Source organism: Streptomyces sp. NPDC046379, from assembly GCF_055587785.1.
Map to the genome: position 1 here is coordinate 237,286 of NZ_JBVJFP010000010.1, position 12,414 is coordinate 249,699.

General features: G+C 74.3%; 9 protein-coding genes. 2 read left to right on the top strand and 7 right to left on the bottom strand.

Annotated features, from left to right (window positions below; translation table 11 throughout):
- Positions 1-187 precede the first annotated feature (187 nt).
- Both ACZ6KF_RS19550 and ACZ6KF_RS19555 read right to left on the bottom strand, forming a co-directional pair.
- Entirely contained in the window at positions 188-3,178 is a 2,991-nt protein-coding gene (locus ACZ6KF_RS19550) for a putative bifunctional diguanylate cyclase/phosphodiesterase (RefSeq protein ID WP_356632839.1), read from the bottom strand.
- A gap of 425 nt (positions 3,179-3,603) precedes the next feature.
- Entirely contained in the window at positions 3,604-4,551 is a 948-nt protein-coding gene (locus tag ACZ6KF_RS19555) for a 2-hydroxyacid dehydrogenase (RefSeq protein ID WP_469239382.1), read from the bottom strand.
- A 72-nt stretch (positions 4,552-4,623) separates the two neighbouring features.
- Here ACZ6KF_RS19555 and ACZ6KF_RS19560 point away from each other — a divergent pair, with 72 nt between their 5' ends.
- Both ACZ6KF_RS19560 and ACZ6KF_RS19565 read left to right on the top strand, forming a co-directional pair.
- Entirely contained in the window at positions 4,624-5,622 is a 999-nt protein-coding gene (locus tag ACZ6KF_RS19560) for an aldo/keto reductase (protein ID WP_356632835.1), read from the top strand.
- 341 nt (positions 5,623-5,963) lie between these two features.
- A complete protein-coding gene (locus tag ACZ6KF_RS19565) occupies positions 5,964-7,139 on the top strand; it encodes a PQQ-dependent sugar dehydrogenase (RefSeq protein WP_469239384.1) in 1,176 nt (391 codons plus the stop codon).
- Positions 7,140-7,149: 10 nt separating this feature from the next.
- Here the strand turns inward: ACZ6KF_RS19565 and ACZ6KF_RS19570 are convergent, their stop codons facing one another.
- The 5 genes from ACZ6KF_RS19570 to ACZ6KF_RS19590 form a co-directional block, all read right to left on the bottom strand.
- Entirely contained in the window at positions 7,150-7,383 is a 234-nt protein-coding gene (locus ACZ6KF_RS19570; protein ID WP_469158945.1) for a DUF6191 domain-containing protein, read from the bottom strand.
- A gap of 37 nt (positions 7,384-7,420) precedes the next feature.
- Positions 7,421-10,474 carry a helix-turn-helix transcriptional regulator gene (locus ACZ6KF_RS19575; protein ID WP_469239424.1) on the bottom strand — a complete coding sequence of 1,018 codons (3,054 nt, stop codon included), beginning with the start codon at positions 10,472-10,474 and terminating at the stop codon, positions 7,421-7,423.
- Between the two features lie 410 nt (positions 10,475-10,884).
- A complete protein-coding gene (locus ACZ6KF_RS19580) occupies positions 10,885-11,070 on the bottom strand; it encodes a hypothetical protein (RefSeq protein WP_356632829.1) in 186 nt (61 codons plus the stop codon).
- 234 nt (positions 11,071-11,304) lie between these two features.
- Positions 11,305-11,859 carry a hypothetical protein gene (locus ACZ6KF_RS19585; protein WP_356632827.1) on the bottom strand — a complete coding sequence of 185 codons (555 nt, stop codon included), beginning with the start codon at positions 11,857-11,859 and terminating at the stop codon, positions 11,305-11,307.
- 133 nt (positions 11,860-11,992) lie between these two features.
- Positions 11,993-12,352 carry a hypothetical protein gene (locus tag ACZ6KF_RS19590; protein WP_469239386.1) on the bottom strand — a complete coding sequence of 120 codons (360 nt, stop codon included), beginning with the start codon at positions 12,350-12,352 and terminating at the stop codon, positions 11,993-11,995.
- Positions 12,353-12,414 lie beyond the last annotated feature (62 nt).

The following is a 12,414-nucleotide window of genomic DNA, read 5'->3' on the forward strand; positions in this document are numbered from 1 at the left end:
TTGTACGGAAGGTGCCCGTGCAACAAAAAACCCCTCGTGCCAAAAGGCAAGCGAGGGGAGCGCGCCGGTGTGGTCGCTGGGGATTCCGGATGATCCTCCGGTGGGTCCCAGCTCAGCCGACGCGCTGTCCAAGTACGAGAATTCGGGTGCGCATGGCACTGACCCTCCCCCCGGCACGCACCCACTGTCAAGTGGGTGGGACGGGAGTCTCATTATGTGAACGAAGGGTCGTGCCGGCCCCGAGAACGGCGGTCATACCGCCGGTGTACACCCCCGCGCCGCCGCCCGCGAACGCGGGCTCGGCCGGTCCGTGCGGCACCGGATATCTCCCGGAGGACAGGGCCCGGCGCAGCCGGTACTCGTCCAGCGGGCCGGAGAACGCCATGCCCACGCCCTGGGTGCAGCCCATCGCGCGCAGGGCGACGACCTGCTCGGGCAGGTCCACGCCCTCGGCCACGGACTGCAGCCCGAGGTCGCCGGCGATCCGCAGCAGCCCGCTGGTGATCTTGTGCAGCCGCGCGGACTCGACGACGCCCTCGACCAGGCTCCGGTCCAGCTTGAGCACGTCCAGCGGGAGTCTGCGCAGCGCGGTGACGGCCGGGCAGCCGCCGCCGAAGCCGTCCAGCGCGATCCGTACGCCGAGCCGTCTGAGGGCGGCCAGCCGTCGCTCCAGGTCGTCCAGGGCGACCCGGGCGTCGATGTCGGACAGCTCGATCAGCAGCGCCCCGGACGGCAGCCCGTGCCGGGTCAGCAGCGCCTCGACGGAGCCGAGCGGCATCGACCGGTCCAGCAGCCGGCGGGCGGACATCCGGACGGCCACGGGCGCCGCGAGCCCTCCGGCGGCCCGCTCCGCGGCCTGGGCGGCGGCCTCCTCCAGCATCCAGCGGTCGAGTTCGGCGGTGCGGTCGCTCTCGGCGGCCACCCGCAGGAACTCGGCGGGCGTGAACAGCACCCCCTGCGAGGACCGCCAGCGCGCCTGCGCGGCGACGGCCGCGATCCGGCCGTCCTCCAGGCACACCACGGGCTGGTGCAGCAGGGTGAACTCGCCGTCGTGCAGCGCGGCCCGCAGGCGCGTGGCCAGCTCCGCCTTGCGTACGACGTCCTGCTGCATCTGCGGCTTGTACAGCTCGACGCGGCCCTTGCCCGCCGACTTCGCCCGGTACATCGCGAGGTCGGCGTTGCGCAGCAGTTCGCCGGCGCCGAGGCCCGGCTCGGCGAAGGCGACGCCGATGGATGCGGCGACCCGGACGTCGTTGCCGTCGATGAGGTAGGGCTGCGACAGGGTGATCCTGAGACGGTCGGCGAGTTCCAGGATGTGCCGTTCGCGGGCGCCGCGGTCGCGGGCGCCCTCGCCGAGGATGAGGGCCGCGAACTCGTCGCCGCCCAGCCGGGAGGCGGTGTCGCCCTGACGGACCGCCTCCTGGAGTCTGCGGGCGGCCTGGATCAGCAGTTCGTCCCCGGCCTGGTGGCCGATGGTGTCGTTGACGGCCTTGAAGCCGTCGAGGTCGATGAAGAGCACCGCCGTGCCCCGGTCGGACGTGCGGCGGCCGGACAGGGCGGCCTGGACCCGCCGGGTGAACAGGGCGCGGTTGGGCAGGTCGGTGAGCGGATCGTGCTCCGCGTTGTGCTGCAGCTGCGCCTGGAGGCGCACCCGCTCGGTGACGTCACGGCTGTTGAAGATCAGCCCGCCGTGGTGCCGGTTGACGGTCGACTCCACGTTCAGCCAGCCGCCGTCGCCGGACCGGAAGCGGCACTCGATGCGGGTGGTCGGTTCCTGCGCCGGGCTGGCGGCGAGGAAGCGGCGCACCTCGTGCACCACGCAGCCCAGGTCCTCCGGGTGGATGAGCTCGGCCAGCTCGGTGCCGACCAGATCCTCGGCGGGACGGCCGTAGACCCCGGCGGCGGCCGGGGAGACGTACCGCAGGATGCCGTTGGGCGCGGCGATCATGATGACGTCGCTGGAGCCCTGCACCAGGGAGCGGAAGTGGTTCTCCTTCTGCGCCAGTTCCTGGGTGAGGGTGATGTTGTCGAGCAGCATGATCCCCTGGCGCACGACCAGGGCGAGCACGACGGTGCCGCCGGTCAGCAGCACCACGCGGTCCACGCTGCGGCCGGTGAGCACGTTGTAGAGGATCCCGAGGGTGCACACGGCCGCCGCGAGGTAGGGCGTGAGGGCGGCCAGGGAGCAGGTGAGCGGCCGGGTGGGCGGGTACCTGCCGGGCTCGCCCGCCGGCGCCGGCGCGGGGCGGGGGGCCGGGTGGGCGTCGCCTCGCTGCCCGGGCAGGTGCTCGCGCACCACCCGGGTCCCCGGCTCGTCACCGCCCTCTCCCGTCCGGGCGGCCACCCAGGGCGCGTACGCCAGCAGCAGCGAGCCGGCGAACCAGCCCGCGTCGAGCAGCTGTCCGGAGCGGTAGGTGTCGTGCAGCAGCGGCGAGGTGAACAGGGCGTCGCACATCACCGTGAGGGCGAGTCCGCCGATCGCCGTGTTGACGGCGGAGCGGTTGGCGCCGGAGCGCCGGAAGTGCAGCGCGAGCACCATGCTCACCAGGGCGATGTCGAGCAGCGGGTAGGCCAGCGACAGGGCGGTGTGGGCGACGCCGGGTCCGCCGCCCTTGGCGGTCTGGGCGAGGGCCAGGCTCCACGAGAGGGTGACCAGGGAGCCGCCGATGAGCCAGGCGTCCAGGCCCAGGCAGACCCAGCCCGCCTTGCTGGCCGGGCGCTTGGCGAGCACCAGCAGGCCGACGATCGCGGGCGGGGCGAAGCACAGGAAGAACACGTCCGCGTAGCTGGGGGTGGGCACGGGTCGCTCCAGGACGACCTCGTACCATCCCCACACGGCGTTGCCGAAGGCCGCCATCAGCGAGGAGAGGGCGAACAGCAGCCATGCGGAGCGGAACCGGACGCGGCGGCTGCGGGCGTACAGGAAGCACGAGACGGCGGCCGCGAACGCGGCGGCGCTGAGGCCGAAGTCGCCCATGACCAGGGCGAGTTCCTCGGATCCCCAGCCGGCGGCGGCGCCGATGGCGTAGGCCGCGCAGAGCACGGCGAGGACGAGTTGCCGCACGGTGCTCGACGGTCCGCGCAGGACCGGCGGGCGGGGCGGCAGCGGGCCCGGCCGGCCGGGGTGCGGCCGCAGCGCCGGGTCGAGCGTGGTCGTGGTCGTCGGGGGCGCGTTCACCGGGGCCTCCCGGTCCGCGCGCCCGGGCCCCGCGGGTCCCGGTGCGCTGGGTGAGCGTGTTTCCTGCGGCTGCCCTGCCGGTGATGGTGCCGGCCGAGGTGGCCGGTGTGACCGCGTCTGCCCGCGGTCGTGCGCCAGGGTCGTCGGCGTCCCCGCCGCGTCGGATCGTTGGTCCATAGGCCGTGCATCGCCCGTCGCCCCCCTCACAGTCCGAAATGTTCATCCCCGGCGCCGAACGGTCAGCGGCGCAGCCCCTGTCGGGACGATACACCAGGATCGTCACTCAGGGACATAGTTCGTCTACGCTCCGTGACCACCAGCGAGAACGTGGAAACGGACCGCTTCCGGCCGGATGCGGACGGTACCGGAAGCGGGTGACGCGTCTGTTGCGCCGTTCTTACCGCGTACCACGCGTACGGCTGAGGTCACCCACCGTTCGCGCCCGTCGTAAGGATCACGTTGCGCAGCGGCTCCTGGTTCACGAATCGTCGGAGCTGATCCGCCAACAGCCGTGTGGCGCGCGGGAGAAAGGCGGACGTGGGCCCTCCGACGTGCGGGCTGATCAGTACGCCGGGGGCGTGCCACAGCGGGTGCCCGGCGGGCAGCGGCTCGGGGTCGGTGACGTCGAGGGCGGCGGTGATCCGTCCGGTCGTCACCTCGTCGAGCAGGGCTTTCGTGTCCACGACGGGGCCGCGGGCGACGTTCACGAGGAGCGCGCCGTCCTTCATCCGGGCGAGGAAGCCGGCGTCCACCAGGCCCCGGGTGGCCTCGGTGAGGGGGGTGGAGAGGATCACCACGTCCGCGTCGGGGAGCAGGGCCGGCAGTTCGGTGAGCGGATGCACGGGACCGCGCGCCGTGGCACGCGCAGAGCGCGCGACGCGCGCCACCCGCGCGAGCTCGAAGGGCGTGAGCCGGTCCTCGATCGCCGCGCCGATGGAGCCGTACCCGACGATGAGCACGCTGCGGTCCGCCAGCGCCGGCCGGAACCCGCCTCGCCACTCCCCCCTGTCCTGGGCCCGCACGAAGTCCGGGATGCCGCGCAGGGAGGCCAGGATCAGGGCGAGGGTCAGTTCGGCGGTGCTGGCCTCGTGCACGCCGCGCGCGTTGCACAGCCGCACCCCGGGCCTCAAGTGCCGCAGCCCCGGCTCGACATGATCGATCCCGGCGGACAGCGTCTGCACCACCTGAAGGGACGTCATGCCGGGCAGGGGGCGCACGGCGATCTCGGACGGCTTCATGTAGGGCACGACGTACCAGACGCAGTCGGCCGGGTCCGCGGGGAACTCGGCGCCGTCCCAGAAACGGTAGTCGAGCCCCGCCGGGAGCCCGTCGATCTCCTCCGGGGGGATGGGCAGCCACACGTCAGCAGTCATGGTCGGAGGCTATGTCAGGGCCCGACGACGGCAGAGGTTAGGTTGGGCGGAAGCTAGGGAGGTCACGGGCAGGTGGAGCGCAGGACGATCGGCGCGGCGGCTCTTCGGGTGGGGGCCGTCGGGCTCGGGTGCATGCCGATGAGCTGGGGGTACAGCACGTCCCGGCAACGGGGGGACGAGTCGGTCAGGGCTGTGCACCGGGCGTTGGATCTGGGCTCGACGCTGCTGGACACGGCCGACATGTACGGCCCGTTCACCAACGAGCTGCTGGTGGGGCGGGTGTTGAAGGAGCGGCGCGAGGACGCGTTCGTGTCGACCAAGGTCGGCCTGCTGGTGGGCGAGCAGCACATCGTGGCCAACGGCCGCCCCGGCTATGTGAGACGGGCCTGCGACGCCTCGCTGCGGCGGCTCCAGACGGACGTCATCGACCTCTACCAGTTGCACCGCGCCGACCCGGAGGTCCCGGTCGAGGAGACCTGGGGCGCGATGGCGGAGCTGGTGCGCGCCGGGAAGGTGCGGGCGCTGGGGCTGTGCGCGGTGGGCGTGCGCGGCGGGCGGCGGTCGGGAGCTCGGCTGTACGACGCGACGATCCGGCAGTTGGAGCGGGTGCAGCAGGTCTTCCCGGTGGCCGCGGTGCAGGCGGAGCTGTCGGTGTGGTCGCCCGAGGCACTGCGCACGCTGCTGCCGTGGTGCGCGGCCCGCGGCATCGGCTTCCTGGCGGCGATGCCGCTGGGCAACGGCTTCCTGACCGGCACGCTGACGCCGGGCGAGGGTTTCGAGCCGGACGACATGCGCGCCCGGCATCCCCGTTTCACCGCGGAGATGATGGCCGCGAACCAGCCGATCGTGGTCGGGCTGCGGCACATCGCCGCCCGGCACGGCGAGCACGTGACCCCGGCGCAGGTGGCGCTGGCCTGGGTGCTGGCGCAGGGCCCGCACGTGGTGCCGGTGCCGGGGACGAAGCAGGAGCGCTGGGTGACGCAGAACGCGGGCGCGGCGGGGTTGCGGCTGTCGGAGCAGGACCTGGCGGAGGTGGCGGGGCTGCCTGCGGCGCAGGGGTCGTGGGACTGAGCCGGGGGGGCTGTGGGGCGAGGGCTCCGGCGGTCGGTGGAGGGTTCGACGGCGGTGGAGGGTTCGGCAGTCGGTCGGGGGTTCGACGGTCGGCCGCGGGGTCGGCGGCCGGTGGAGGGTTCGACGGTCGGCCGCGGGGCCGGCGGCCGGTGGAGGGTTCGACGGTCGGCCGCGGGGCCGGCGGCCGGTGAGGGACTCGGCGGTCGGTCGCGGGGCCGACGGTCGGTGGAGGGTTCGACGGTCGGTCGCGGGGCCAGCGGTCGGTTGAGGGTTCGGTGGAGCGGGAACCTGTGAGGCGCGAGCGGTGTATGACAAGGAGAACCCGCCGCGTCGAAGGGACCATGATCGTGCAACGTCGAGCTGTGTCGGCCGTACTGGCCGCGGCCGCGCTCCTGCTCACGGCCGGCTGCTCCTCCGACGACGAGGGGGGCGGCCCCGCCGCGGGCGGTGCGAGCACGGCCCCGGGCGGTTCCTCGGCCCCGGCCTCGCCGTCGTCGTCGTCCGCCGAGCAGGCCCCGCCCGCCAAGGGCTCGGTCAAGGTGGTGCGCACGGTCGCCGAGGGCCTGAGGAGTCCCTGGGGGCTGGCCCCGCTGCCGGGCGGCGGCCTGCTGGTGTCGTCCCGCGACGAGGGGACGATCACGCATGTCGACGAGAAGACCGGCCGCACGACGGAGGTGGGCGAGGTGCCCGGGGTGTCCGCGCAGGGCGAAGGCGGCCTGCTCGGCCTGGCGCTCTCCCCCGACTTCGCCTCCGACAACATGATCTACGCCTACTTCACCTCCGCCTCGGACAACCGCATCGTGCGGATGCTCTACGACGCGGACAAGCCCGCCGGCCAGCGGCTGGGCGCGCCGGACACGGTGTTCCGGGGCATCCCCAAGGGCTTCATCCACAACGGCGGCCGGATCGCCTTCGGCCCGGACGGAATGCTGTACGCGGGCACCGGCGAAAGCGGTGAGGAGGGCCTGTCCCAGGACAAGGAGTCGCTGGGCGGCAAGATCCTGCGGATGACCCCGCAGGGCGAGCCCGCGCCGGGCAACCCGTTCCCCGACTCGGCGGTGTACTCGTACGGGCACCGCAACGTGCAGGGTCTGGCCTGGGACGCGAAACAGCGGCTGTTCGCCGCGGAGTTCGGGCAGAACACCTGGGACGAGCTGAACGCCGTCGAGCCGGGCGGCAACTACGGCTGGCCACGGGCCGAGGGCAGGTCCGGCGGCTCCGGGTTCCTCGATCCGATCGCCCAATGGAAGACGGACGAGGCCTCGCCCAGCGGCATCGCCGAGGCCGAGGGCTCGATCTGGATGGCGGGCCTGCGCGGCGAGCGCCTGTGGCGCGTACCCCTGAAGGGCACGGAGGCCGCCGCCGACCCCCAGGCCTTCCTGGAGGGCGAGTACGGCCGGCTGCGCACGGTGGTGGCGGCGGGCGGCAACCGGCTGTGGCTGGTGACGAGCGAGACGGACGGCCGCGGGTCCCCCGCCGGGGGCGACGACCGGATCCTGGAGCTGGAGGTGAGCTGACCGCCGCTGCTCAGCCGGAATCCTCCTCGGCCCGGTCTCCGGTTCCGTACCCGGTGTCCCCGCCGGACTTCGGCTCCCGCGACCGCTCGGGCGCGCGGACGACGACCTTGCCGGAGGCCAGGTCAATCGGTCCGCGCCCGGGGTCGGCATCGCCGACGTCCTCGCGGGTCAGTTCCAGCCGCTCCCGTTCGTCGCGGGTGTGCTTGCGTCCGGGGGCGAACAGTTCCTCGAAGGCGTTGAACACGGGTTCCCTCCGGCCGTCGTTCCCCGCAGCGTACGTCTCAGCCGCCCGCCCGGGAGGGGGTCGTGCCGGCGGGGAACAGGTCGAGGCGGTGGGCCAGGGCGGCGGCCTCGCCCCGGCTGGAGACGTCCAGCTTGGCCAGGATGTTGGAGACGTGGACGCTGGCCGTCTTGGGAGAGATGAACAGTGCCTCGGCTATCTGGCGGTTGGTGCGGCCGGCGGAGACCAGGCGCAGGACGTCCCGCTCCCGGCTGGTCAGGCCGAGGGCGTCGGCCGGGTCGAGGGCCCGTGCGGGGGCCTGTGCGGAGCCGCCGACCCGGCCCAGGCGGGCGCGCTGGGCGAGCAGCGCCACGGAGTCGGCGAGGGGGCGGGCGCCGAGGTGTTCGGCGACGGCGTGGGCGAGGCGCAGCAGTTCGGCGGCGCGGTCGCGGGCGTCCTCGTCGGCGGTTCCCGGCACGAGCAGGGACTCGGCGAGCCGGTGGCGGACGCGAGCGAGGTCGTAGGGACGCTCCAGGGCCTCGAAGGCGGTGACGACCGGGGTCCAGTGGTCGGGGCCGGCGGCGCCCTCGGCGCGCAGGAGTTCGGCGCGGACCCAGCCCTCGTAGGCATGCCAGACGGGGAACCTGGCGGGGAGGGTCCTGGCGACGTCGCGGATGCGCCGCAGAGCCGCGGCACGGCCCGCTGCTGCGGCGGGCAGGGCGCGGGCGTCGGCCTCGGCGGTGGCCGCGGCGAGCAGCAGGGGCCAGCCGTAGCGCTCGGTGCCGGGCGGGGTTCCGGCGTCCAGGGCGCGGTCGAGTTCGGCTCGGGCGTCGAGGACGCGGCCCTCGGCGGCTGCGACGCCGACGGTCATGCGGGCCAGCGGCAGCCACTGCTGGGGCATGGGGTCGTGGGAGCCGAAGTAGGCGCGGGCGACGGCCAGCAGACGGTTCGCCTCGGCCACGTCGCCGCGGCCCAGGGCGAGATGGGCCAGGCACAGGGCGCCGGAGCCCTGCGGCTTGGCGCTCTGACCGCGGCGCAGCACGTTCTCCGCGGCCTGCGCGGCCTCGTCCCAGCGGCCGAGGAAGTACAGGGTGTCGGAGAGGTTGGACCACACCCAGGCCTCGGTGTCGAGCAGGCCGAAGCCGTGGGCGAAGCCGACGCCCTCCTCCAGGATGGGGGCGGCCTCGCGGGAACGGCCCACGGACTCGAGCGCGGAGGGCAGGTTCACATAGGCGCGCCCGGCGACATGGGCGAAGCCCTCGGCGACGGCTCGCTCCTTGACCTCGTACATGTCGGCGATGCCGGACTCCGCGCCGCCCGCCTCGACGGTGAGGGTGCCGAGGGTGAGGCGGGCGTTGAGTTCGGTCTCCCGGGCGCCGACCATGCGGGCGTACTCGACGGCGCGTTCGGCGGCGGCGAGGGCGTCGGGGCCGGGTTCATGGAGCATCGACCAGTTGGCGACGGCGGTGAGGACCTCGGCGTGCACCTCGGAGGGCGGCAGGCCGCGCACGAGTTCCAGTGCGGTGCCCAGTTCCTGCCAGCCGTCGCCGCGGGCCAGGGACTGGATCAGCCGGGAGCGCTGGGCCCAGAACCACGCGGCGCGCAGCGGGTCCCGCTCGTCCTCCAGGAGGTTCAGCGCGCGCCGGGTGATCTTCAGGGCGCGTTCGCGTTCGCCGCAGAAGCGGCCGGCGACGGCGGCCTCGGCCATCAGGTCGAGGAACCGCAGCGGGGTGGCCGCCGGGTCGCAGCCGCAGGGGGCCCAGACCTCCACGCAGTCGCCGAGCCGCAACCCGGACCTGACCTCCTCCGGGGTGGCGTCCCACAGCTCCATCGCGCGTTCCAGCAGCCCGAGTTGCTCGGCGTAGGCGTGCCGGCGGCGGGCGGCGACGGAGGCGTCCAGGACGGCGGGCAGGGCCTTGGCGGCGTCGTGCGCGTGGTACCAGTAGCTGGCCACGCGCATCACACGCTCGTCGGCAGGGACGAGACCCGGGTCGGACTCCAGGGCCTCGGCGTAGCGGCGGTTGAGGCGGGAGCGCTCACCGGGCAACAGGTCGTCGGCGACGGCCTCGCGGACCAGGGAGTGGCGGAAGCGGTAGCCGTCGCCGTCGGGCGTGGCGAGCAGCAGGTTGGCGCCGACGGCGGCGCGCAGGGCTTCGATGAGGTCGTCCTCGGAGAGCCGGGCGACGGCGGCGAGCAGCCGGTACTCGACGGTGGAGCCGCCCTCTGCGACGATCCGGGCGACCCGCTGGGCGCTCTCCGGCAGCGCCTCCACCCGGACGAGGAGCAGGTCGCGCAGGGAGTCGGTGAGTCCGGTGCGGCAGCCCTCGTGGACGGCGACGGCGAGTTCCTCGACGAAGAAGGCGTTGCCGTCCGAGCGCCGGAAGATGTCGTCGACCTGGTCCGGGTCGGGCTGCCGGGCGAGGATGCCGGCGATCTGGCAGCCGACCTCGGCGCGGTTGAAGCGGCCGAGTTCGACGCGGCGGACGGTGCGCAGCCGGTCGAGTTCGGCGAGGAGGGGGCGCAGCGGGTGGCGGCGGTGGATGTCGTCGGAGCGGTAGGTGGCGAGGACGACGAGGCGGCCGGTGCGCAGGGTGCGGAAGAGGTAGGCGAGAAGGTGGCGGGTGGAGGTGTCCGCCCAGTGCAGGTCCTCCAGGGCGACGACGACCGTGCGCTCGGCGGCGACGCGTTCCAGCAGGCGGGCGGTGAGTTCGAAGAGGCGGGCCATGCCCTCCTCGTCGTGCCGGCCGACGCCCGTCTCGCCGAGTTCGGGGAGAAGCCGGGCCAGTTCCCCCTCCTGTCCGGCGGCGGCAGCGGCCAGTTCGGCGGGCAGGGCGCGGCGCAGGGCGCGCAGGGCGGTGGAGAAGGGCGCGAAGGGCAGTCCGTCGGCGCCGATCTCGACACAGCCGCCGAGCGCGACGACGGCGCCCGCGCGGTCGGCCCCGGCCGTGAACTCCTCGACGAGGCGGGTCTTGCCGACGCCGGCCTCGCCGCTCACCAGAACGGCCTGCGGCTCGCCCGCGTGAGCGCGGGCGAGCGCGTCGTTCAGTGCGTCCAACTCCACGGTGCGGCCGACGAACACGGGACTGACGGACCAGTTCTCCACGGGCCCGAGCATCGCACGCGGGTCCGACAGCAGGGCACCGGTTTTTGCGGGGCTCGCGCTGTCGAAGGGCCGCACGCGGCCCACGGAGTCGGCGGGGCGCACCCGGCCGGTGGGGCTTACGCGGTCGGCGGGTCGTGTCCGGTCTGCGTGGCTTGCCCCGTCCACGAGACTCACCCCGTCCACGAGACTCACCCCGTCCATGGGGCTCACCCCGTCCACGAGACTCACCCCGTCCATGGGGCTCACCCCGTCCACGAGACTCACCCCGTCCATGGGGCTCACCCCGTCCACGGGATTTACCGCGTCCGCGGAACTCACTCGGCCCGCGGGCCTCACCCGGTCCACGGGACCCAGGCGGCCTGCGGGCCTCACTCGGCCGACGGGACCCAGGCGGCCTGCGCGGCCCGTGCCGCCCGCGCGCCTCACGCGGCCCGCGGGGAGCGGTGCCGGCGTGGGCGGCGGCTATGCGACTCGCTCTCCGCGGTGCGTGCGGCGGCTTCGGCGCGGGCCGCGCGGTCGCGTCGTACGACCTCGCGGGCCAGCCGCTCGTTCTCCGCCAGGCGGATCAGATCGGCGGACCGGACGCGGTGCGCTTCGTACTCGTACATCGGTGGCTCCCCGGTGGGTGACGGTCGTGGCTGTCGCGGTGTCGCGATGCCTCAACCTTCGTCTCCCAGGGGGGTGCCGCACATCGGGAGAGTTCCGCATCCTGTGGGGCCGAGCGGCCTTAGATACGGCCCGGGACGCTGCCCGGACGGCTCGAACGGGGATGAGGGGCCCCCGGGGCGGACGTAAGGAGGTGGGCGGGCGCCTTACGCGAGCCCCGGGGCGACCCCTCGGGGTCAGCCGGTGGAGGGCAGGCCGAGCAGGACGTCGGTGTACTTCAGGACGGCGAGCAGCAGGCCGATGACGCCGAGGGAGACGCCGGCCCAGGCGACCGACTTGATCCACGGGGCCTGCGGCCGGCCGGGGGCGCCGAAGGCGGGGCGGGCGAGGACGACGACGCCGACGATCAGGGCGGCCAGCGCGAAGACGCCGGCCCACAGCGCGGTGGCCTGCCAGGCGTCGCCGTAGCCCTCCTTGACCATGGCGGCCACGCTGGAGGACGTGGACGTCTGCATCTGGCCGATCAGCGACTCGCGCGCGGAGGCGACGGTGCCGACCCAGCCGCCGGTGAGCGAGACCAGGCCGAGCGCGGCGGCGACGACCGCGCCGGCGCCCTGACCGACCCCGGTGGGGCCGCCCGCGGCCGGGGCGTCGTCCTCCGCCTCGGCGGGCAGGCTCTCGCCGCCCTCGGCAACGGGAGCGTTGGGCGTCTCCTCGTCGGTGTGCGCCGCGGCGGCCTCGGTGGCGCCCTCGGACTCGGTCCCGGTCTCGTCAGCAGTCTTGGTTCCCATGCGGGCACCGTACGGACCGAGTCTGAGAGTCCCCTTAATGATCGTCGCGACGGGCGGGGCCCGCCGGTCCGGGCGGCAGGGACGGCGACGGCCGGGTGAAGGGCGTCCGGTCCGATGCCACGACAGCGAGCGATCAGTCGAAGTGGTCGCCCAGCGCCATCACCATCACCCCGCCGACCAGCAGCCACAGCGCCCGCCGGGTCCGCCCGCGCGCGCCCAGGACGGCGGCGAGGGCGCAGACGGCGGCTCCGGCGGCGTAGGCGAGGGGCACCAGCGGCGGGGCGGAGCCGGTGAGGCGCAGCGCGGCGGCGGCCAGCCCGGTCAGGGCGAGCAGCGCTCCGGCACCGGCGGCGGTCCGACGGGCCCGCCCGGCTTCCGGCCCCGTGCCCTCCGGTACCTCGTCCTGCGGGCCCGGGCCCTCCGGCTCCCCCGCCTCCGCATCGGCCTCCTGCGGGCCTATGTCCACCGGTTCGGAATCAGCGCGTCCGTTCATGCCGGGCGAGCGTAGTGCCCGCGGGAGGGAAATCGGGGTGCGGGTGGTCCCGGCGGCTGCTA

Bases quoted from the DNA above. Each gene is read 5' to 3' on its own strand.
- ACZ6KF_RS19555 (WP_469239382.1), bottom strand. From the start codon at position 4,551: ATGACTGCTGACGTGTGGCTGCCCATCCCCCCGGAGGAGATCGACGGG.
- ACZ6KF_RS19565 (WP_469239384.1), top strand. From the start codon at position 5,964: ATGATCGTGCAACGTCGAGCTGTGTCGGCCGTACTGGCCGCGGCCGCG.
- ACZ6KF_RS19575 (WP_469239424.1), bottom strand. From the start codon at position 10,474: ATGCTCGGGCCCGTGGAGAACTGGTCCGTCAGTCCCGTGTTCGTCGGC.
- ACZ6KF_RS19580 (WP_356632829.1), bottom strand. From the start codon at position 11,070: ATGTACGAGTACGAAGCGCACCGCGTCCGGTCCGCCGATCTGATCCGC.
- ACZ6KF_RS19585 (WP_356632827.1), bottom strand. From the start codon at position 11,859: ATGGGAACCAAGACTGCTGACGAGACCGGGACCGAGTCCGAGGGCGCC.
- ACZ6KF_RS19590 (WP_469239386.1), bottom strand. From the start codon at position 12,352: ATGAACGGACGCGCTGATTCCGAACCGGTGGACATAGGCCCGCAGGAG.